Origin of the sequence: Rhodoluna sp. KAS3 (genome assembly GCF_026000575.1) — a bacterium.
Taxonomy (GTDB): domain Bacteria; phylum Actinomycetota; class Actinomycetes; order Actinomycetales; family Microbacteriaceae; genus Rhodoluna.
This window is the reverse complement of the sequence record NZ_AP026910.1, coordinates 277293-297972: the sequence shown is the minus strand read 5'-3', so window position 1 is coordinate 297972 and position 20680 is coordinate 277293. Positions and strand designations below refer to the sequence as shown.

Here is a 20680-nt window from a genome sequence, read left to right as displayed (position 1 = left end):
ATCAGCCTAACTTTCATTAAACATTACTTATACTTGCTTACATGAAAGTTGCTGCCGCAAAGCTATCACCGCTGCTGAAAAGTGACGTGCAAGGCCTGATTTTGGCCGAATTGTTCATGAACCCCGATGAATTCTTTGCCATCAGCCACCTAGCGGACTTTGCCGGCACCAGCCTGCCCACTGCCATGCGCGAGGTTGACCGGCTTCTTGACGGGCAACTTGTAGTTCAGAAGACCGTGGGTCGCGCAAGGCTCATCCAAGCAAATAAGCTGCACCTACTCTTTGACTCGGTCAGCCAAATCATTGCCTTTAGCTATGGGCCCGCTGCGGTGCTGCCGCCACTTTTGGTCGGCTTGGATGGAATCGATCACGCCTACCTATTTGGAGTTTGGGCCGCGCGCCTATCTAGGCAAACCGCAGCTGCACCAAAAGAAGTCGACTTGCTTCTGATCGGAAACGTGAGCCGAATCGAGGCCTCCAGGGCAGCAGCCAAGGCTGAGGATATTTTGGGCCGCGAAGTAAACGTTCAATTTGCAACCGCTCTAGCCTGGGAGCGCGAAGACACCGACTTTGTTCAAGAAGTAAAGGCCAACCCCCTAGTGGAGTTGACCCTTATTCCCTGAGTTCCGTAGACCTCGTTGATTAGTCGTTGCAGGTGCAGCGCTGGTCCTGAGGAACACCCTCCAGGGCTTCTTCAATGTGACCGCCGCAGCCGGTCCAGGTGACTTTGTTGCATGAGCTGCAAAGTGCTGGTGAACACATAATTATCTCCTTCAAAGAATTTCTTGCTCTCTATTTTATACCCCTAGGGGTATACCAAGCAACAAGATTTTCCGGGCTTTGCGCTCACGGATAGCCATGGCGCCAAGGGTCAAGAAAAAGACCCCCCACCGAAGTGAGGGGTCTTTAGGATTCCTACCGGAACACGACTCGAATTAGCGAGCTGCGTTACCTTCCTGGTAGTCGTCTGAGTTCTTGATCCATGAGAACAGCTTGCGCAGGGTGCGGCCAACTGCCTCGATTGGGTGAGCCTCGCCCTTGGCGCGTAGCGCTAGGAACTCTGGAGCACCTGCATCCTGGTCAGCAACGAAACGCTTTGCGAAGGTGCCGTCCTGGATGTCGGTTAGTACATCGCGCATGCGCTCCTTGACCTCTGGGCCAATGACGCGTGGGCCTGAGATGTAGTCACCGTACTCAGCGGTGTCAGAAACTGACCAACGCTGCTTAGCAATGCCACCCTCGTACATTAGGTCAACGATTAGCTTCAGCTCGTGTAGCACCTCGAAGTAAGCAACCTCTGGCTGGTAACCAGCTTCGGTTAGAGTCTCGAAACCGTACTGGATTAGCTGTGAAGCGCCACCACAAAGAACAGCCTGCTCACCGAATAGGTCAGTCTCGGTCTCTTCAGCAAAGGTGGTCTTGATGGTGCCCGCACGGGTTCCACCGATTGCCTTTGAGTATGAAAGACCTAGCTCGAATGCTGAGCCGGTTGCGTTCTGGTGAACTGCGATTAGGTTTGGCACACCACGGCCACCCTCGTACTCGCGGCGAACCAAGTGGCCTGGGCCCTTTGGAGCAACTAGGAATACGTCAACACCCTCTGGAGCGGTGATGTAGCCGTAACGGATTGCGAAACCGTGACCGAAAACAAGTGCCTTACCTGCGGTTAGGTTTGGAGCAATGTCCTCGTTGTATAGGTCGCGCTGACGTGGGTCTGGTGCAAGAACAACGATTACGTCTGCCCATGCTGAAGCCTCGCCTGGGGTTAGAACCTTAAGGCCAGCTTCTTCAGCCTTTGCCTTTGACTTTGAGGTTGCAGGAAGACCAACAACAACATCCACGCCTGAGTCCTTCAGGTTTAGTGAGTGTGCGTGTCCCTGTGAACCATAGCCAAGTACTGCAACTTTGCGACCCTGAATGATCGAAAGGTCTGCATCCTTGTCATAAAAGATTTCAGCCACTTTGTATCTCCTTGTTTTCTTCTTTAAAAGATGTTTCGTTTGAATCTGTGGTTCTACCGAGAGAGCTTGGCCCCCTCGAAGCTTTTACTTGAGCACCTTCTCGGTGATTGACTTTGAGCCGCGACCCATTGCCAATACGCCAGACTGCACCAATTCTTTGATGCCGAATGGTTCGAGAACTTTGATGAAGGCTGCGCACTTTGCAGTGTCGCCGGTGACCTCGATAATCAGTGCATCGCTGACTACGTCAATAACGCGCGCACGGAACAAGGTTACTGCCTCAAGCACCTGAGAGCGAGTTACCGCATCGGTCTTTACCTTGATCAGCATGTGATCACGCTGCACCGCCTGATCGGCATCCAGCTCAACAACCTTGATTACGTTGATCAATTTGTTCAACTGCTTGGTCACCTGCTCGAGCGGAGCACCCTCAACACCAACCACCACGGTGATTCGTGAGAGACCCTCGATTTCGCTTACGCCAACCGCCAGAGACTCGATGTTGAAACCGCGGCGAGCAAAAAGCGCTGCCACGCGGGTCAAGATTCCAGGCTTGTCTTCTACAAGCAAAGAAAGTACGTGTGTAGACATTTACTCAACACCATCCCAGATCGGAGCCGCATCGCGGGCATATTGAACAGCGTCGTTTGATAGACCGGCAGCGACCATTGGCCAGACCATGGCGTCGCGGCTAACGATGAAGTCAATAACAACCGGGCGGTCGTTGGTCTCGATGGCCAGCTTGATTGCTGCATCGATGTCTTCTTCTTTTTCAACACGGATACCCAGGCAGCCGTAAGCCTCAGCCAACTTCACGAAGTCAGGAATCATGAGGGCATCGGTGCCGGTGTGTAGATCGGTGTTTGAGTAGCGCTCGTTGTAGAACAGTGTCTGCCACTGACGAACCATTCCCAAGGATGAGTTGTTGATCAACGCAACCTTGATTGGAATGTTGTTGATGGCACAGGTAGCCAACTCTTGGTTGGTCATCTGGAAGCAACCGTCGCCGTCGATCGCCCAGACCAGGCGGTCTGGATTGGCAACCTTGGCACCCATGGCTGCTGGAACCGAGTAGCCCATAGTACCGGCGCCGCCTGAGTTTAGCCAGGCATTTGGGCGCTCGTACTTAATGAACTGAGCCGACCACATCTGGTGCTGACCAACACCGGCAGCGTAAATTGCCTCCGGGCCGCTCAACTCACCAACACGCTGAATCACGTGCTGCGGTGAAAGCTTGCCATCGGTAGCTGGGCTGTAACCAAGCGGGTAGCGCTCAACCAAACCATCAATGAAAGACCACCATTCGGCAATGTCTAGCTTGGCGGTCTTTAGAGTTGCCGCCATCTCAGCGTTTAGCTCGGTAATAACCTCTTTGGCATCGCCCACGATTGGCACATCAGCAAAACGGATCTTGCCAATCTCGGCTGGGTCGATGTCTACGTGAATTACCTTGGCACCAACAGCAAAGCTCTTGACGTCTCCGGTAACGCGGTCATCAAAGCGCGCACCAAGGGTAATTAGCAAGTCGCTCTTCTGCAGAGCGGTCACGGCAGGCACGGTTCCGTGCATGCCAGGCATACCTAGGTTCTGCTTGTGTGAGTCTGGGAACGCACCGCGGGCCATCAGTGTGGTCACAACCGGGGCACCGATGAGCTCGGCAAGCTTTAGCAATTCTTTGTGGGCGCCAGCGCGAACCACACCGCCACCAACGTACAGAACCGGGCGCTTTGACTCAGCGATTAGCTGGGCAGCTGCCTGAATCTGCTTGCCGTGCGGCTTGGTTACCGGCTTGTAGCCAGCGAGCTCAACCTTTGGTGGCCAAACAAATTCAGCCTTACCCTGCTGAGCATCTTTGGTGATGTCAACCAAAACCGGACCAGGGCGGCCGGTAGTCGCAATCATGACTGCAGCGGCGATGGTCTCAGGAATGTCCTCAGCCTTGGTCACCAAGAACGAGTGCTTGGTGATTGGCATGGTGATACCCACGATGTCAGCTTCTTGGAAAGCATCGGTACCGATGAGCTTTGAGCCCACCTGACCGGTGATTGCCAACAGCGGAACTGAGTCCATGTAGGCGTCAGCAATCGCGGTAACTAGGTTGGTTGCTCCAGGCCCTGAGGTTGCGATGCAGACACCGAGCTTGCCCGATGATGACGCATAGCCTTCGGCTGCGTGACCTGCACCCTGCTCGTGACGAACCAGGATGTGACGAATTTTCTGCGAGTCCATTAGTGGGTCGTAGGTAGGCAAAATTGCTCCACCAGGCAGACCAAAAACGTCCTCGATGCCGAGAAGCTCCAGGCTGCGAACAATCGCCTGGGCGCCGGTCAGAATCTCATTAGACATTTGATTTCTCTCAGTAGCTTTCGAGCGTCAACCTATTGGTTGACGGTGGAACGCGAATTAGCCGCAGTAAGCGCCCTCTGCTGCAGAGTGCACGAGCTTTGAGTATTTCGCGAGAACGCCTCGGGTATAGCGCGGTGGAAGAGACTGCCATGTTTGCTTGCGGGCAGCCAACTCTTCAGGCTCAACGAGTAGTTCGAGCGATCGAGAAGCGATGTTGACTCGAATCAAGTCGCCATCGCGAACCAGAGCAATTGGTCCACCTTCGGTGGCCTCTGGTGCAATGTGTCCGATGCAAAGGCCGGTTGTGCCGCCTGAGAATCGTCCGTCAGTCAATAGTAGAACATCCTTGCCCAATCCCGCACCCTTAATTGCGCCGGTGATGGCAAGCATTTCACGCATACCCGGACCACCCTTAGGGCCTTCGTAGCGAATAACCACTACGTCGCCGGCAGCAATCTTTCCTTCGGTTAGGGCATCCATGGCGGCGCGCTCTCGCTCAAACACACGAGCAGGGCCGGTGAACTCTTCTAGGTCAAAACCAGCGGTCTTAACAACAGCACCCTCTGGAGCCATCGAACCCTTGAGGATCGAGATGCCACCAGTCTTGTGGATTGGGTTCTGTAGTTCGCGGATGATCTTGCCGTCTGGGTCAGGCGGGTTGATGCCAGCAAGGTTCTCGGCAACGGTCTTACCGGTAACGGTTAGGGCATCGCCGTGAATTAGACCAGCGTCAAGCAGGGCCTTCATTACTACCGGCACGCCACCAACACGGTCAACGTCGGTCATAACAAACTGACCGAATGGCTTTAGGTCGCCAAGGTGCGGAACCTTGTCTGCGATGCGGTTGAAGTCATCGAGGGTTAGGTCAACCTCTGCTTCGCGCGCAATTGCCAATAGGTGAAGAACTGCGTTGGTTGAACCACCGAATGCCATGGTTACGGCAATTGCGTTCTCAAACGCCTTCTTGGTCAGGATGTCGCGAGCGGTGATACCGAGGCGCAGAAGGTTGACTACTGCCTCACCTGAGCGGTGTGCCCAGACATCACGGCGGCGGTCTACAGCCGGTGGGGCTGCTGAACCAGGAAGGCTCATGCCCAGCGCCTCGGCAGCTGAAGCCATGGTGTTTGCGGTGTACATACCGCCACAGGCGCCTTCGCCCGGGCAGATGGCGCGCTCAATGCGGCCAAGGTCTTCTTCAGACATCTTGCCGGCCTTGCAGGCACCGACGGCTTCAAAAGCATCGATGATGGTGACTTGCTTTTCTTCGCCAGACTCGAGCTTTACCCAACCAGGCATGATCGAACCGGCGTACAAGAACACCGATGAAAGGTTTAGGCGGGCTGCAGCCATAAGCATGCCCGGCAGTGACTTGTCGCAACCGGCAAGCAGCACCGAACCGTCAAGACGCTCAGCCTGCATAACGGTCTCAACAGAGTCAGCGATAACCTCGCGAGAAACCAAAGAGAAGTGCATACCCTCGTGGCCCATTGAGATGCCGTCTGAAACCGAAATGGTGCCGAATTCAAGTGGGTAACCACCAGCGGCGTGAACACCCTGCTTGGTGGCGTCAGCCAGTCGGTCCAATGAAAGGTTGCAGGGAGTGACTTCGCTCCAAGATGAAGCAACACCGATCTGAGGCTTTACCCAGTCTTCGTCTCCCATGCCAACTGCACGGAGCATGCCTCGAGAGGCAGTTTTTTCAATACCATCGGTTACGTCGCGTGAACGCGGTTTCATATCTGCAGACATACGTTCAAGTCTATCTTTCTCACAGTTGGAGGTAGCCTAATGGAGTGGATTTGATTGCCAGAAAACAAAAGCCCAGCAGCCTGCAGCAGTACACTCGCGCGGCTGAACTTGCGGCCGCTGAAGTAATCGGTGCCTACTCAACCTCTTTTGGTTGGGCGACCAAGCTCGTGGGCAAGCAAATCCGGGTGCACATTCGCAATATTTACGCACTGGTGCGGGTAGCCGATGAGATTGTTGATGGCGCTGCCGACGAAGCACTGCAGGGCACCCAGCTGGGCTACACGAAAAAGGCCCTTGACCAACTTGAAGCTGAAACATACCTCGCCATTGAGTCAGGATTCAGCACCAACTTGGTGGTGCACGCCTTTGCCCACACCGCCCGCCTAGCCGGCATCAAGCGCGAGATTATTGAGCCGTTTTTCACTTCAATGCGCATGGACATCGATAACCACGCGTATGACCAGGCCGGTTTTGATAAGTATGTTTACGGTTCGGCCGAAGTAGTTGGTCTGATGTGCCTCGAGGTTTACCTCATGGAGCTCGAGTTGACCGCTCACCAGAAAGCCGAATTTGTTCGAGGCGCACGCGCCCTTGGTGCAGCGTTCCAAAAGGTTAACTTTCTGCGAGACCTGGCAGCTGACTTTCAAAAACTAGGTCGGTCCTACTTTCCGGGTGTGAATGTTGCCTCGTTCAACGAGGAAGAAAAACACCGATTGGTGGTTGACATCCAAGAAGATCTCAAAGTGAGTTCATCGGTGCTAAAAAAACTGCCTAAGTCTTCACGAAAAGCTGTGGCGGCCGCGCAGATGTTTTTTGATGAACTGAACCGAAAGATCATGGCAACACCAGCCGAAACTCTGATTAGCGAACGAATACGAGTTTCAAACGGTAAAAAACTTGTAATTCTCATCAAAGCTTGGATCGGAGTTGTACCTTAATGACCCAAAAAACTGCAGTAGTTGTAGGTGGCGGAATTGCGGGATTGGCAACTGCCGCTCTGCTTGCCAAGGCTGGCATGAAGGTCACCCTTCTCGAGGCGCGTGAGAAGGTTGGCGGCCGCGCCTACATTTGGGAGAAAGACGGCTTCAAATTCGACATGGGTCCTTCTTGGTACCTAATGCCAGACGCTTTTGACCAATTCTTCAAACTGATGGGAACCAGCGCCAGCCAAGAACTCAACCTGGTGCGCCTTGACCCGGCCTACCAAACTCGAAACGAGGGATTTGGCGACAAGCTGATCATTCGTGAAAACCTAGCTGACAACAAAGTGTTGTTCGACGCCATTGAACCAGGCTCCGGCGAGCGCCTGCAGGCTTACATCGACTCAGCCGAAGATGCCTACAAACTCTCGATCAAGCACTTTTTGTACACCAACTTTCAGAACGCAAAATCTTTTGTTCACCCAGAGGTTCTTGCGCGTGCGGGCCGCTTTATCAAGCACCTGATCATGCCACTGGATAAATTTGCCGGCCAGCACGTTACCGACGCCAGACTGCGCAAGATTTTGAACTTTCCGGCAGTTTTCTTGGGGGCATCTCCTTACGACACCCCAAGCATGTACCACCTGATGACTCACGTAGACATGAATGTCGGAGTCTTCTATCCAATGGGTGGTTTTTACACAGTCATTGAGGCCATTGAGCGCCTAGCCAAGCAGCACGGGGTTGAGATTCACACCAACTCCAAGGTCACCAAGATTCAGACCATCGACGGCCACGTTGCCGGTGTAAGTGTCGGTGAGGTTTTTTACAGCGCCGATGTGGTCGTGGGCAACGCTGACCTTCACCACATTGAGACCCAGCTGCTTGATTCAAAAGACCAGACCCTGCCAGCAAAATGGTGGGAAGACAAGGTTCCGGGCCCATCAGCCATGCTCTTGTTCTTGGGCGTTAAGGGCAAGCTGCCGCAACTTGATCACCACACCCTGCTCTACTCGGATGACTGGGCAAAGAACTTCAAAGAGGTCTTCCGCACTCCAGCCGAAAAGCGCAAGCAAAAAGCCAAGAGTGTCATTCCTAACCCGGCATCGCTCTACATTTGCGCGCCTAGCATTACCGACCCAGCGGTTGCTCCAGAGGGCTACGAGAATCTATTTGTGCTGGTTCCAATCGCTGCCGACCCTGAGCTTGGCAACGGTGGAATTAACGGCGCTGGAGATGCCAAGTTTGAGGCCGAGGCCGATCGCATCATCCAGCAGATTTCGGAGTGGTGTGAGATTCCAGATCTGGCCGAGCGAATTGTGGTTCGCCGCACCATGGGACCAAAAGACTTTGTTGATGACCTGAATGCCTGGTCGGGAACCGCACTTGGTATGGCCCACACCCTGTTCCAGAGTGCCTTCTTTAGACCAAAGAACAAGAGCAAAAAGGTTGAGGGCCTCTACTACGCCGGACACCACAGCCTGCCGGGTATCGGCCTTCCGATGTGTCTAATCGGTGCTGAGTTGGTTTATAAGCGACTAGTCGATGACCGATCAGCTGGACCTATCAAGCACGAAATCAAGCCGGTTGCCGAGAACGGATGGAAGGGCCTTCGTTGAGTTTGGTCTATCTAGGCCTGCTGCTTTTTTCTATCGGAGGCCTTGCGGCTCTGGATTTCAAGTATCAACTCGCGATTGCCAAAACTAGGCGGTACCTTTGCATGATTTTGGTGCCGGTGACGTTTTTCTTGATCTGGGACTTAGCCGGCATCAGCCTGGGTATTTTCTTTAGAGGCAACGCCCCCTACCTAACCGGCATCCTGCTGTCTGAAGAGCTCCCCCTCGAAGAGGTATTTTTTCTGATTTTGCTGAGCTACAGTGCCCTTTTGCTACTTAAGGCTTTCGGCCGAAGGACCGGCAAATGAACTATCTGACACTCAACCTGATTTTTGTCAGTGCGGTTTTGCTGGCCAGCATCCCGGTGTTCAAAAAATTACCTTGGCGCGCAATTGGTTTAGCAACAGCTGTATTGCTGGTTGCCACCGCCATTTTTGACAACCTGATTGTTGGCAGCGGGATAGTGGCTTACGACGAGTCGATGATTAGTGGAATCAAACTTGGCTACGCCCCTATCGAGGATTTTGCCTATTCGCTGGTGGCTCCCCTATTGATTTCGATTGCCATTGAAATTACGCGGGGCCTTCGTTGGAGGCCATAAGGCAGTTGTTCTGGGCTTCTAGGCCCATTTCATGGATCAACACCGCCTACCCCTTTGCCGCAACCTATCTGCTGGTAGCGCAGGCCTTTGATGCGACGTTTGTTTTAGGAACCCTGTTCTTTTTGATTCCCTACAACCTGCTGATGTATGGAATTAACGACGTCTTTGATTATGAAAGTGACCTGCGGAACCCTCGAAAGGGCGGTATCGAGGGTGCCCTCTTGGCACCGAAGTGGCACCGGCTGACCATTTGGGCTGCCGTTCTAACCTGCCTTCCGTTTGTGGCGTATCTGCTGTTGGTTGGCAACCCGGCATCGACAGGTTGGTTATTGCTGGTGCTATTTACCGTGGTTGCCTACAGCGCTAAAGGGCTGCGTTTCAAGGAACGTCCATTTATAGATTCGCTAACTTCTGCAGCGCATTTTGTCGGGCCAATGGTTTTTGCGGCCGCCCTGGCTGGGGCAGATTTGGCCGACCCAAAACTGTTGGCTCTGATTGCGGCTTTCGGGCTTTGGGGCATTGCTTCTCACGCCTTCGGTGCGGTGCAAGATGTTCGGGCAGATCGCGAAGCCAACATCGACTCGATTGCGACCAAAACGGGCGCCCGGTTCACCACGCGATTTGCCTTCGTTGCTTACCTCTTGGCTGGGCTGCTGCTGCTTGCGGTTGGTGAATACGCGTCCTGGGTCGCGATAGCAGCCATTCCTTACCTGGTGGTTGTGGGTCGTTACTGGAACATCACCGACGAAACTTGCGAGACGGCAAACCGAGGCTGGAAGAGGTTTATCTGGTTGAACTTTTTTGCCGGCTTTGTGGTCACTCAGTTTGTTATCGTGGTTGCCATTGAATCAGGTGCCGTTTAGAAAAACCTCGGCCGCACACCCCGCAGCTTAACTCTCGGGCGGGGCGCCGATACCGATAGTGGGTATGACCCTGCGGGCAGGTTCCTATCCAGGCAGCAGTTTCTTCGGCAATCTCACGGCCGGTGAACTTTTCGGCACGATAGCCAATCTGCTTTGCGGTACGCAGCCAAAGCTTGCCGTGACCGGCTGATTTTCCGCAGATTGCGTGGGCTATCTCGTGCAGCACCACCTGCATCGTCTCGTCAAGGGTGTGGATGTCAACCAAATAGCGCGAAACCGAAATGCGTTTATCGGTGTAATTGCAGAGACCCGCCCTGCGTTTTGCGCTGTCAAAAGCAAAACTCCAAATTGTGAGATCTAGAAACTCGGCCATTTTGGTCTCAGCCATGAGTCGAACAAAGTCGTATCGGTCACAAGACATGCGCACCATGCGAATCTTGCCCTGGCTGAATTGGCGACCGGCTTGAAAACCAACATTTTCGAGTCGCGCGATAACCGGCAAGTTATCTACCGACACCGCAGTTTTGATTACTTCGCCAGTTTTTTGGTCAAAGTGCCTGGTCAAAAAGTCAATTAGCAGGCTCTCATCGGCAACCAGTGGCGCCAGCAATGCATCCTGATATGTCATGGTGCTTAAACACTACTTAGGCCAATGCCGTTGGCGATTATTAAGTGCTTGTAAATACCGGAGCAATTTTAGAAAAATGTGAATTTGCTGTGAATTTTCTCGCTAAGTTTTCATTTATGTCTCAAACATCTACAGGCTCTGCAAAGGCAACCTCAATCGAAACCAACGACGTAGCCCCAATTCCGGCGGCTGAGCGTCACGGCAAGGCGTGGCATCTGTTCACTGTCTGGTCGTCTCCGAACCTTGAGTTCGCAACAATCTTTATCGGTGCACTTGCTGTTTTTGCAGGTCTAAACGTGTGGCAGGCCATTTTGGCTCTGGCTCTGGGTAACGGTTTAGCCGCAATCACCCACGGTTGGTTCAGCAGCTGGGGACCACGCCACGGTGTGCCACAGATGGTCATTAGCCGTTCGGCATTTGGTTTGCGCGGCAACATTTTGCCTGCCGGAACCTCGACTCTGGTTGCCGGAATCGGCTGGTTTGCCGTAAACACCACTTCTGGTGCTTTTGCATTGACCACCCTGACCAATTTCCCGGTCGCAGCCTCGGTCACCATCATCATTTTGGTTCAGGTAATTGCAGCTTTCATCGGCCACAACTTCATTCAGAAGTTTGAGCGCTACGCGTTCTTCTACCTAGCCGTAGTGTTTGCCATCGTTGCAGCCGTGATCGTTTCACAGGGCCACTATGACGTGAGCCCAACCGAAGACTTCAAGTGGGGCGCATTCAGCGTTGGTGTTGCACTTGCCTACGGTTACACCCAGGGCTGGACCCCATTTGCCGCAGACTTCACCCGCTACCTTCCGGCCAACACCTCACCTAAGGCAGTTGGACTAGCAGCAGGTCTCGGTAACTTCACCGCAACCACCATGCTGATGTCAGTTGGTGCCATCGCTTGGAGCGGCGTTGTCGGCGAAGGTCTACCAACCACCGCTTTCACCGCGGTCCTTCCGCCAGCACTTGCAGTACTGACTCTGATCGGTATCGCAGTCGGTTCGGTATCGGCAAACGTTCTAAACATCTACTCAGGAACCATGTCGTTCATCGCAGCAGGTGTGAAGCTTGGCTTCAAGACCCGCCGCGCAATCATGGTGGTTCTAGCCGGTGTCCTCGGCGGCGGTATCTCGTACTTTGCCGTTGAAGACAACTTCCGCTTCATTTTCGAGTTGTTCCTACTTACCGTGGGCTACTGGTTGGCCCCATGGGTTGCGATTCTTGTTGTTGACCGCATTCTGCGCAAGGGTCAGAACATCGATGAATTGATCAAAGAAGAAACCAAGCACTCAAACATCGCCGGACCGATTGCCTTTGTTGTGGCAACTGTGACCGCGGTTTCACTATTCGCAAAGGCTGAGATGCCAACCGTGCAGTTCTATGGAATCTTTACCGGCCCAGGTGCCGAAAACGGTGACTGGACCGCGCTGATTGGTTTTGTGCTGGCAGCGGTGCTTTACTTCGTAATCTATAAGGCAACGAACAAGAAATAATCCGAACCGAAAATCGAGAGGCCTCGGCAATGGAATTTAAAGTTGGACAAATCTTCGCCACTGACGAAGAGAAACTTCAAGTTGCTATTGCCGAGGCCCACCTCGGTCTTGCCGAGGGCGGAATCCCTATCGGTGCTGCCCTGTTTGACCAGGATGGCCGACTGCTAGGCAGCGGGCGCAACCGCCGAGTTCAAGACGGCGATGCCTCGATGCACGGAGAAACCAGTGCATTTAGAAACGCTGGCCGCCAGCGCAGCTACAAAAACGTGACCCTTGCTACCAGCCTTTCGCCATGCTGGTACTGCTCTGGCTTGATTCGCCAATTCGGCATCGGCCGAGTAATTGTGGGCGACGATAAAAACTTTATGGGTGGCCAAGATTGGGTCGCCGAGCACGGTGCCGAGGTACATGTTCTCAACGACCCGGGCCTAATCGAAATCATGCGCGAATTCATCGAAGCTAATGATGCGCTGTGGAACGAAGACATCGGCGAGGACTAAGAGCCGCCTAGTTTTTTGCACTAAAAGTCAGAATGACACTAAGATATAAATTACTTAGTGTCATTTTTACTTTTACTAGACCGGCAGAGCAATGGCAGATCAAACTCAGGCTCCACTAGAGGCGCCGAACCTTGCCGTGTCGACCGTCATTTTTACCCTTCGCACCTGCGAGACCGGCGAGCTAAAACTAGCCCTCCCGCTAGTCAAGAGAATCCGTGCCCCGTTTGAAAACCAATGGGCTCTGCCGGGTGGTCCACTCAAAATCACCGAGGACCTTAGCCACGCAGCCTCGCGAAACCTGCTTGAGACAACCGGGCTTGAACCGCGCTACCTAGAGCAGCTCTACGCATTCGGCAGCCTTGACCGCTCCCCCGGCAGCAAGCTCAGTGACCGCGTGGTGTCGATTGTCTACTGGGCCCTGGTCGGCACCGATGAAGCGGGCGCAGCAATCGAGAGCGAGAACGTCCAATGGTTCTGGGCTGACGAACTTCCGCAGCTGGCCTTTGACCACAACATCATCGTTGAATACGCACTGAACCGACTGCGAAACAAGCTGGCATATAGCCAACTTGCGCACCTATTTTTGCCAGAACTATTCACCTTGGCGCAGCTTCGCGAGGTCTACGAAGCAGTGCTCAACATTCAACTGGACCCGGGAAACTTTCGGCGCCTGGTTGAGGCAGAAGGCTCGGTGGAGCCTACCGGAGAGCGACTTGCCGGCACCCGCCACCGACCACCACAGCTTTACCGCGCGACGAACACAGGAGAAAATCAATGACCACAGCATCGGTCAACCAGCGCATCCAGCTAATTGTGAAGGGGCAATCTTCAGACTCAACCTGCAGCCCTTCTCTAGCCAAGGGCCCGTGGGAGTTTGACGGTGGCCCAGCAGCCTACGGCCCTGGAGCATCCAGCAGCGATTTGATTCCGACCGGATCGCCAGTGCAAGGCGCCTTGCCAGCCGAGTACAAAACCGCATCCGATGAAGAGCTGCGCGAGCGCATCATCGCGGCTAAAAAAACTTTGGGTGACCAGGTTGTGATTCTTGGGCACTTTTACCAGCGCGATGAAATTGTTGAGCACGCCGATTATCTGGGTGACTCTTTTCAATTGGCTAATGCCGCCAAGGCCCACCCAGAGGCAAAGGCAATTGTGTTCTGCGGTGTGCACTTCATGGCAGAAACAGCGGACATTCTCTCGGGTGACGACCAGGCGGTAATTTTGCCAAACCTTGCAGCCGGCTGCTCAATGGCTGACATGGCTGATATTGACTCGGTCACTCAGGCCTGGGAACAACTGGAGGAGATTTACGGCACCGAGCCAGATGCCGAGGGTCGCGCGCCAATCATCCCGGTGACCTACATGAATTCATCTGCAGCACTAAAGGCTTTCTGCGGAGAGCACGGCGGCATTGTTTGCACATCTTCAAACGCGGCAATTGTTCTGAAGTGGGCTTTTGAGCGCGGTCAGCGCGTGCTGTTCTTTCCGGACCAGCACCTTGGCCGAAACACAGCGAAAGCCATGGGCATTAGCACCGACCTAATGCCGCTTTGGCAGGGTCGCAAGCCACTTGGCGGCAACACCGAGCAGCAGCTGGTCGACGCCAAGGTTGTCCTTTGGAATGGTTTCTGCTCTGTGCACAAGCGCTTCAGCGTGGCTCAAATTGATAAGGCCCGCGCCGAGCACCCAGGTGTTCGCGTAATTGTGCACCCGGAAAGCCCAATGGAGGTTGTTGATGCAGCCGACGAGTATGGCTCGACCGACTACATTCGCAAGGCAGTAATTGCTGCGACCGAGCCAACCACTTTTGCCATCGGCACCGAAATCAACATGGTTCAGCGCCTGGCAGCCGAGTTTCCGCAGCACAACATTTTTTGCCTAGACCCGGTAGTCTGCCCATGCTCAACGATGTACCGAATTCACCCTGGATACCTAGCCTGGGTGCTTGAACGCTTGGTTGCCGGCGAAGTCGTAAACCAGATTGTGGTTGATGAAAAGGTAGCCGAGGGCGCCAAGGTTGCGCTTGAGCGCATGTTGGCGGCGAAGCCACTCTAGGCACACCGATGAAGAAGCTCGTAGTTATCGGCAGCGGCATTGCCGGCCTTATTGCGGCCGTTGAAGCCAGCCGAACCCACGAGGTGACCCTGGTCACCAAGTCAAACCTGGCTGAAAGCAACACTCACTACGCGCAGGGTGGCATCGCGGCGGTTGTCTCCAGTGACGACACAGTTGCCGAGCACGTTGCCGATACCCTGGCCGCTGGCGCAGGTTATTGCTACGAACCTGCGGTCGAGGTGCTTTGTGCCGAGGGGCCGAATCGCATTCAGGATCTGATTCGGTTTGGTGTCGATTTCGATAAGCAGGGTCCTGAATTTGCACTAGGCCTAGAGGCGGCTCACTCTCACCCGCGCGTTCTTCACGCCGGCGGAGACACCACCGGAGCCGACATCAGTCGGGCTTTGGTGGAAACTCTCAAGTCAACCGCAGCCGCAATTCACGAGCACACTTTTGTAATCGACTTTGAAGTAGTCAACACAAAAATTACCGGCGTGCACCTGATGGATTCATCGGGGCGCCATTTTGTTGAGGCAGATGCCGTGATTCTGGCCAGCGGTGGCGCAGGGCAACTGTTCAGACACACCACCAACCCAGCCGTAACCACCGGAGACGGCGTTGCCGCAGCCTTTAGGGCCGGTGCCGAATTGGCTGACGTTGAGTTCTACCAATTTCACCCAACTGCACTTGCTGTTCCGGGCAGTTTTTTGATCTCAGAGGCGGTTCGCGGAGACGGCGCTGTGCTGATCAACAATGCTGGCGAACGCTTCATGCAAAAGGTGCACCCCCTAGCCGAGCTGGCACCGAGAGACGTGGTGGCCCGAGGCATCCAGGCTGAGATGCTGTCGCAGGGCGGCCAACCGGTATTGCTAGATGCAACCGGATTAGGTTCCGACTTTTTGAATAAGCGATTCCCAAGTATTTCGAAAACCACCCGCGCCTATGGCCTGGATTGGGGTAAAAACCCGATTCCGGTTACCCCAGCAGCCCACTACTGGATGGGCGGTGTTGCAACCGATATTTGGGGCCGCACATCTATCGAAGGTTTATTTGCCGTTGGCGAAGTTGCCTGCACCGGCGCTCACGGAGCAAACCGACTGGCGTCAAACTCCCTACTCGAGTCCATCGTGTTCTCCCGCCGAGCAGTTCAGGTGCTCGATGAGGCCTGGCCAACCGAAGCAGCCAGCGCACGCTGGAAGGAATCTGGTGTCTTGCGCGAAATCGAGCTGCAGGACGAAGCCGACAGTGCCGTTCCGGCAAGCTCGCTGAAGGTGGTTGACCGAGTTGAATTGCAGTCACTGATGTGGGACAACGTTGGACTGGCTCGCGATGCTGAGGGCCTAGCCGCCACAGAACAGGCACTGGCTCAGTGGCGTTCGGCAGATAAAGCTAACCGTTTGTTTACCGACTGGGAGGACGCCAACCTGTTGCTCTTGGCACGCGCCCTAACGGCTTCGGCAAATGCCCGCGAAGAGTCCAGAGGCGGTCACTACCGACTGGACTTCCCTGAATCAAACCCATCGATGGCCAAGCCCATCACGATTGTTCGACAGGTCAAATAATGCTTACTCCAGAGCACATCAATAAAGTCGTGGCTGCAGCGCTCGAAGAAGACGCACCCGCCGGAGACATCACGTCTGAGCACCTGATTCCAGCGAGCGCTCAGGCAACCGCCGAGCTAGCAGCTCGCGAACCGGGAGTTTTCAGCGGGGTGGAAGTTTTCAAGGCAGCATTTGAGCTGTGCGACCCAAACATCCGGGTTGAAATGAAGATTGCCGACGGCGAAAACTTTGTTGCCGGGCAGAGCCTTGCCACAGTGACCGGCCCAGCGCGAGCAGTGTTGCGCGGCGAGCGAATTGGTTTGAACTTCACCCAGCGCATGTGCGGCATTGCCACACTGACTGCCCAGTACGTTGCTGCAGTTGCCGGCACCAAGGCCAAAATTCTCGACACCCGCAAAACCACTCCGGGTCTACGCGAGTTCGAGCGCCAAGCCGTGCGTGACGGTGGCGGAACAAACCACCGCTTCTCACTATCAGATCAGGTTTTGGCTAAGGACAACCACCTGGCCGTTCTAACCGCCGGGGGCAAGGACCTCACCACCGAGCTGCGCAGAGTCAGAACTGAGATTCCGGCTTCGGTCAAGTTTGAGGTTGAGGTTGACCGCCTCGATCAAATCATGCCGGTACTCGAGGGCGGAGTCGACATCATCATGCTCGATAACTTCACCCTCGATGAACTTCGCGCCGGGGTGAGCCTGATTGCGGGACGCGCTGTGGTCGAAGCATCCGGCGGCGTGAACCTTGAGACGGTGGCCAAAATTGCTGCAACCGGTGTGGACGTAATTTCAGTTGGGGCCCTGACCCACAGCGTTCGTTCCTTGGACCTTGGCCTTGACGTAACTATCGAGCCAAAATGATTTACCTCGATCACGCGGCCACGACACCGGTAGCCAAAGAAGCGCTGCAGGCAGCCTGGCCTTGGCTAACCGAAGAATTCGGTAATCCGTCAAGCACTCACGAACTGGGGCATCGAGCCGGAATGGCGCTCGAGGCAGCGCGCGATGCAGTTGCCGCCTGGTTGGGCTGCCGAGGAAGTGAAATCATCTTTACCTCGGGTGGCACCGAAGGCATCAACCTTGCTATTGAGGGGCTTGCCCTTGCCAACCCGCGCGGCAGGCACATCGTCAGCTCACCGACCGAGCACGAGGCCGTGCTGCAGAGCATCGAGTATCTGGTTCGGCATCACAAATTTGAAGTCACCTGGTTGAGCGTTGATCTTCAGGGCTGCATCTCGCTAGCCGAACTCAAAACCGCGCTGCGGCTAGACACCACGCTGGTCACCCTGATGATGGCAAATAATGAGGTCGGCACAGTTCACCCCATCTCACGCCTGGCCGCACTGGCCCACGAGGTCGGGGCTGCTTTTCACACCGATGCCGTTCAGGCTGCCGCTTGGCTGGACTGCAATGTTGCCCAACTGGGCGTGGATGCGCTGACGGTTTCTGGCCACAAACTTGGGGCACCTAAGGGTTCAGGCGCAACCTACATTCGAGGCCGGCTTGCGGTTGAACCACTGTTGCACGGTGGAGGGCAAGAGAACGGTCGCCGTTCGGGTACCGAGAATGTGGCCTGGGCTGTGGCTCTGGCCACCGCCGTTGAGGTTTTGACTAAACAAAAAGCTGAGGTTGCGCGCATCGAAGCAGCCCGGGATCGGTTTATCGGGCAGGTTCAAGACCTGGTCCCAACTGCAATTTTGACCGGGCACCCAAGCAATCGGCTACCGAGCATCGCCTCATTTTGCGTACCCGGATTGAGTGGCGAGGCCCTGCTGCTTGAGCTGGAGCGCCGCGAGGTCATCGTCTCTAGTGGATCTGCCTGCGCGGCTGGCAGTGATGAACCATCCCATGTTTTGACCGCCATGGGATTCGATGCCGAGTTGGCCCAGACAGCCATTAGATTCAGTTTTTCGCACCACACCACCGAAGCCGAACTAGAAACGGCCGCCTGTGCCTTGGCTGATGCGGTTGCTGCCGTTGGCGGCACTGATAAAATCGCCTAATGACCAAGAGAAACCGCCCATGGGGTTACCAAGCCGGCAACGACGAATCTAAGCCAGACTGGCAATTGCACCCGGACACACAGGCTATCCGTGGCGCACTAAGCCGCACCGGCTTCGGCGAGACCAGCGAGGCACTGTTTCTAAACAGCGGTTTTACCTATGACTCAGCAGAGCAGGCAGAATCTTCGTTCCGCGACGAGACCGACCACTTCTTGTACAGCCGTTTCTCAAATCCAACCGTCGCTCAGTTCGAAAACCGTTTGGCACTACTTGAGGGCGCAGAGGCTTGCTTCGCAACCGCATCTGGAATGGCCGCGATGTTTGCATCCGTGGCAGCACTGGTCAAGTCTGGCGACCGCGTTGTTGCCTATGCCGCCATGTTCAGCTCTTGCTACGTAGTGCTCACAGAGATTTTGCCTAAATGGGGCATCAACACAGTTTTGGTCGAAGAAAACACACCTGAGGGCTGGGCAGCTGCACTTGCCGAACCAACCAAGGCTGTTTTCATCGAATCGCCAAGCAACCCTTTGATGGAGATCACCGACATCCGTATGGTGTCTGACCTAGCTCACAAAGTTGGCGCCACAGTAATTGTTGACAACGTAATGGCCTCGCCGGTTCTCCAGAAGCCGCTTGAACTTGGTGCCGACGTTGTGATGTATTCAACCACCAAACACATCGATGGCCAGGGCCGCGTTCTAGGTGGCGCAATTCTTGGCAGCAAGCAGTACATCACCGATGTGGTTATTCCGTTCACCCGCCACACCGGCCCTTCGATGAGCTCATTCAACGCTTGGGTAATGCTCAAGTCACTTGAGACCATGCACATGCGCGTCGAAAGAATGAGCAGCACCGCGCTGACCATTGCCGAGACCTTCGAAAACCACCCTGCGATCGAGAAGGTTTCTTACCCGTTCCTCAAGTCACACGAGGGTCACGAACTTGCCAAGCAGCAAATGAAGGGTGGCGGTTCTACCGTTGCTATTCAGTTCAAGGCCGACAAGGACTCGGTTTTCCGCTTCATGAATGCGCTCCAGGTAATCGACATCTCAAACAACTTGGGCGACAGCAAGTCACTTATGACTCACCCGTCATCGACCACTCACCGTCGCCTATCGCTTGAAATTCAGGCAGAGATGGGCATTACTCCGAGCACCGTTCGACTATCGGTTGGCCTAGAGCACCCAGAAGACCTAGTGCGCGATATCGAAACCGCGCTGAAGGCTATCTAAGCGCAGCGATTCGATCAATTGCCTCGGTGATGTTTGCCGGGCTGGTTCCAAAATTGAATCGGATAAACCGGGTGTAGTTGGCTGCGGCTGCTCCACCGAGATCTGAGCCCTCAACCACAGCTACCTTGGCGCGCTCGAGAATGACTTTGCCTGGTTCGGTACCAAGGTTCAATGCTGAGACATCCCACCAACTCAGGTATCCGCTAACCGGCCGGTGAATAACAACACCCGGCAACTTGGCCGCAACCTCTGAAACCATGTGCTGGTAGTTAGCCTCAATTGCTTCGATGGCTGAGTCCAACCAGGTGGTTCCGTTGCGGTAGGCCTCAACCATGGCAAAGGCCCCCAACAACGATGAACGCCAATGCATGTCAGGTGGCAGTTTGGCCAACTTAGCGGCAACCTCGCTGCTTTGGCTAACCACGATGGCAGCCTTGAGGCCAGCCGTGTTCCAAGATTTACTTGAAGACGTAATGGTTATGCCGGTGGCTTCGGCATCAGGGCCGCAGTTTAGATAAGGCGTAAAGACTTCGCCGGCATAGGTCAGTGGTGCGTGAATTTCATCGCTGATAACCAACACTTCATACCGAGCAGCCAGAGCGGCCACAGCAGTCAGCTCATCGCGCGAGAAAACCTTGCCCAGTGGGTTGTGCGGGTGGCACAGCAGGTAGAACTTGGCACCGTTGGCAAAGGCCTGCTCTAGCCCTTCGAGGTCAAGCAACCACTCAGCGCCGTTCTGAACGAGTGGAACATCAATCGGGGTTAGGTGAGTTTCGGCCAACCAACCAAAGAATGCGCTGTATACCGGGGTGTTGATGACCACCTGATCGCCAGGCTTACTCAGCGCTCGAAAAATCTCGACAGCTGCCACACCGACATCGGTGGCCATTTTTACCTGCTTGGTGTCAACCGGCCAGTTCCAGCGAGCAGCAGCAAACTCAGCGAACGCCTCGGCAACCTCAGGAACCGGACCCAGGTAACCCAAATCGGAGTGCTGAATCATCTCGGTCAGGACAGCTTGGATTGGCTCGGCGACCTGAAAATCCATCTCGGCGACATGCATCGGTAAAACATCCGAGCTAAATCGACGCCACTTGGAACTGTGACGTTGACGGAGGTCAGATAACGATGGTGCAACTACTTGATTGTCAGGCATCTAAT

General features: G+C 54.7%; 19 protein-coding genes and 1 pseudogene. 14 read left to right on the top strand and 6 right to left on the bottom strand.

The window, feature by feature from the left end; genetic code table 11:
• Positions 1 to 41: 41 nt before the first annotated feature.
• Positions 42 to 623: a hypothetical protein gene (locus OO731_RS01535; protein ID WP_264890384.1), complete on the top strand. Its 582-nt coding sequence runs from the start codon at positions 42 to 44 to the stop codon at positions 621 to 623.
• 312 nt (positions 624 to 935) lie between these two features.
• Here OO731_RS01535 and ilvC read toward each other — a convergent pair whose 3' ends face one another.
• The 4 genes and pseudogenes from ilvC to ilvD form a co-directional block, all read right to left on the bottom strand.
• Positions 936 to 1961: a ketol-acid reductoisomerase gene (gene ilvC, locus OO731_RS01530; protein ID WP_138275068.1), complete on the bottom strand. Its 1026-nt coding sequence runs from the start codon at positions 1959 to 1961 to the stop codon at positions 936 to 938.
• 84 nt (positions 1962 to 2045) lie between these two features.
• On the bottom strand, positions 2046 to 2552 hold the full coding sequence (ilvN, locus tag OO731_RS01525; RefSeq protein ID WP_138275067.1) for an acetolactate synthase small subunit: 507 nt from the start codon (positions 2550 to 2552) through the stop codon (positions 2046 to 2048).
• A pseudogene (locus tag OO731_RS01520) lies at positions 2553 to 4313 on the bottom strand (acetolactate synthase large subunit); the annotation flags it as partial.
• A gap of 51 nt (positions 4314 to 4364) precedes the next feature.
• Positions 4365 to 6056 carry a dihydroxy-acid dehydratase gene (gene ilvD / locus OO731_RS01515; protein WP_264890383.1) on the bottom strand — a complete coding sequence of 564 codons (1692 nt, stop codon included), beginning with the start codon at positions 6054 to 6056 and terminating at the stop codon, positions 4365 to 4367.
• A gap of 44 nt (positions 6057 to 6100) precedes the next feature.
• Between ilvD and OO731_RS01510 the strand changes: the two genes are divergently transcribed.
• The 5 genes from OO731_RS01510 to OO731_RS01490 are packed head-to-tail and all read left to right on the top strand — an operon-like array spanning position 6101 to position 10056.
• Complete coding sequence (locus OO731_RS01510) at positions 6101 to 6994, top strand: phytoene/squalene synthase family protein (protein ID WP_264890382.1); 894 nt, start codon at positions 6101 to 6103, stop codon at positions 6992 to 6994.
• Positions 6994 to 8595: a phytoene desaturase family protein gene (gene crtI / locus OO731_RS01505; RefSeq protein ID WP_264890381.1), complete on the top strand. Its 1602-nt coding sequence runs from the start codon at positions 6994 to 6996 to the stop codon at positions 8593 to 8595. The genes OO731_RS01510 and crtI overlap by 1 nt, the downstream gene beginning before the upstream one ends.
• Positions 8577 to 8900 (top strand): lycopene cyclase domain-containing protein, encoded by a 324-nt coding sequence (locus tag OO731_RS01500; protein WP_264890380.1) that lies wholly within the window; start codon positions 8577 to 8579, stop codon positions 8898 to 8900. Before crtI ends, OO731_RS01500 begins: the two co-directional genes overlap by 19 nt.
• Positions 8897 to 9193, top strand: coding sequence for a lycopene cyclase domain-containing protein (locus OO731_RS01495; RefSeq protein ID WP_264890379.1), 297 nt, complete (start codon positions 8897 to 8899; stop codon positions 9191 to 9193). The genes OO731_RS01500 and OO731_RS01495 overlap by 4 nt, the downstream gene beginning before the upstream one ends.
• A complete protein-coding gene (locus OO731_RS01490; protein ID WP_264890378.1) occupies positions 9181 to 10056 on the top strand; it encodes a prenyltransferase in 876 nt (291 codons plus the stop codon). The genes OO731_RS01495 and OO731_RS01490 overlap by 13 nt, the downstream gene beginning before the upstream one ends.
• Here the strand turns inward: OO731_RS01490 and OO731_RS01485 are convergent.
• Positions 10022 to 10684: a SprT-like domain-containing protein gene (locus OO731_RS01485; protein WP_264890377.1), complete on the bottom strand. Its 663-nt coding sequence runs from the start codon at positions 10682 to 10684 to the stop codon at positions 10022 to 10024. The genes OO731_RS01490 and OO731_RS01485 overlap by 35 nt on opposite strands.
• Positions 10685 to 10800: 116 nt before the next feature.
• Between OO731_RS01485 and OO731_RS01480 the strand changes: the two genes are divergently transcribed.
• The 8 genes from OO731_RS01480 (at position 10801) to metZ (ending at position 19519) form a co-directional block, all read left to right on the top strand.
• Positions 10801 to 12171 (top strand): cytosine permease, encoded by a 1371-nt coding sequence (locus OO731_RS01480; RefSeq protein WP_264890376.1) that lies wholly within the window; start codon positions 10801 to 10803, stop codon positions 12169 to 12171.
• Positions 12172 to 12200: 29 nt separating this feature from the next.
• Complete coding sequence (locus OO731_RS01475; RefSeq protein WP_138316173.1) at positions 12201 to 12671, top strand: nucleoside deaminase; 471 nt, start codon at positions 12201 to 12203, stop codon at positions 12669 to 12671.
• A gap of 91 nt (positions 12672 to 12762) precedes the next feature.
• Positions 12763 to 13449: an NUDIX hydrolase gene (locus OO731_RS01470; RefSeq protein WP_264890375.1), complete on the top strand. Its 687-nt coding sequence runs from the start codon at positions 12763 to 12765 to the stop codon at positions 13447 to 13449.
• Positions 13446 to 14726: a quinolinate synthase NadA gene (nadA, locus tag OO731_RS01465; RefSeq protein WP_264890374.1), complete on the top strand. Its 1281-nt coding sequence runs from the start codon at positions 13446 to 13448 to the stop codon at positions 14724 to 14726. The genes OO731_RS01470 and nadA overlap by 4 nt, the downstream gene beginning before the upstream one ends.
• A gap of 8 nt (positions 14727 to 14734) precedes the next feature.
• Positions 14735 to 16288, top strand: coding sequence for an L-aspartate oxidase (nadB, locus tag OO731_RS01460; protein WP_264890373.1), 1554 nt, complete (start codon positions 14735 to 14737; stop codon positions 16286 to 16288).
• Positions 16288 to 17145 carry a carboxylating nicotinate-nucleotide diphosphorylase gene (nadC, locus tag OO731_RS01455; protein WP_264890372.1) on the top strand — a complete coding sequence of 286 codons (858 nt, stop codon included), beginning with the start codon at positions 16288 to 16290 and terminating at the stop codon, positions 17143 to 17145. The genes nadB and nadC overlap by 1 nt, the downstream gene beginning before the upstream one ends.
• Positions 17142 to 18287 carry a cysteine desulfurase family protein gene (locus tag OO731_RS01450; RefSeq protein ID WP_264890371.1) on the top strand — a complete coding sequence of 382 codons (1146 nt, stop codon included), beginning with the start codon at positions 17142 to 17144 and terminating at the stop codon, positions 18285 to 18287. Before nadC ends, OO731_RS01450 begins: the two co-directional genes overlap by 4 nt.
• The gene (gene metZ, locus OO731_RS01445) at positions 18287 to 19519 is read left to right on the top strand and encodes an O-succinylhomoserine sulfhydrylase (protein ID WP_264890370.1); all 1233 of its coding nucleotides are present in this window, start codon (positions 18287 to 18289) and stop codon (positions 19517 to 19519) included. Before OO731_RS01450 ends, metZ begins: the two co-directional genes overlap by 1 nt.
• Here the strand turns inward: metZ and OO731_RS01440 are convergent.
• Entirely contained in the window at positions 19512 to 20675 is a 1164-nt protein-coding gene (locus tag OO731_RS01440; protein ID WP_264890369.1) for an aminotransferase class I/II-fold pyridoxal phosphate-dependent enzyme, read from the bottom strand. The genes metZ and OO731_RS01440 overlap by 8 nt on opposite strands.
• Positions 20676 to 20680 lie beyond the last annotated feature (5 nt).

Excerpts from the sequence above, each read along its gene's own strand:
- nadA (WP_264890374.1), top strand. The coding sequence starts at position 13,446 with ATGACCACAGCATCGGTCAACCAGCGCATCCAGCTAATTGTGAAGGGG.
- OO731_RS01440 (WP_264890369.1), bottom strand. The coding sequence starts at position 20,675 with ATGCCTGACAATCAAGTAGTTGCACCATCGTTATCTGACCTCCGTCAA.
- OO731_RS01450 (WP_264890371.1), top strand. The coding sequence starts at position 17,142 with ATGATTTACCTCGATCACGCGGCCACGACACCGGTAGCCAAAGAAGCG.
- nadB (WP_264890373.1), top strand. The coding sequence starts at position 14,735 with ATGAAGAAGCTCGTAGTTATCGGCAGCGGCATTGCCGGCCTTATTGCG.
- ilvN (WP_138275067.1), bottom strand. The coding sequence starts at position 2,552 with ATGTCTACACACGTACTTTCTTTGCTTGTAGAAGACAAGCCTGGAATC.
- OO731_RS01480 (WP_264890376.1), top strand. The coding sequence starts at position 10,801 with ATGTCTCAAACATCTACAGGCTCTGCAAAGGCAACCTCAATCGAAACC.
- OO731_RS01485 (WP_264890377.1), bottom strand. The coding sequence starts at position 10,684 with ATGACATATCAGGATGCATTGCTGGCGCCACTGGTTGCCGATGAGAGC.
- nadC (WP_264890372.1), top strand. The coding sequence starts at position 16,288 with ATGCTTACTCCAGAGCACATCAATAAAGTCGTGGCTGCAGCGCTCGAA.
- ilvD (WP_264890383.1), bottom strand. The coding sequence starts at position 6,056 with ATGTCTGCAGATATGAAACCGCGTTCACGCGACGTAACCGATGGTATT.
- OO731_RS01500 (WP_264890380.1), top strand. The coding sequence starts at position 8,577 with ATGGAAGGGCCTTCGTTGAGTTTGGTCTATCTAGGCCTGCTGCTTTTT.
- metZ (WP_264890370.1), top strand. The coding sequence starts at position 18,287 with ATGACCAAGAGAAACCGCCCATGGGGTTACCAAGCCGGCAACGACGAA.
- OO731_RS01475 (WP_138316173.1), top strand. The coding sequence starts at position 12,201 with ATGGAATTTAAAGTTGGACAAATCTTCGCCACTGACGAAGAGAAACTT.
- crtI (WP_264890381.1), top strand. The coding sequence starts at position 6,994 with ATGACCCAAAAAACTGCAGTAGTTGTAGGTGGCGGAATTGCGGGATTG.
- OO731_RS01535 (WP_264890384.1), top strand. The coding sequence starts at position 42 with ATGAAAGTTGCTGCCGCAAAGCTATCACCGCTGCTGAAAAGTGACGTG.
- OO731_RS01495 (WP_264890379.1), top strand. The coding sequence starts at position 8,897 with ATGAACTATCTGACACTCAACCTGATTTTTGTCAGTGCGGTTTTGCTG.
- OO731_RS01470 (WP_264890375.1), top strand. The coding sequence starts at position 12,763 with ATGGCAGATCAAACTCAGGCTCCACTAGAGGCGCCGAACCTTGCCGTG.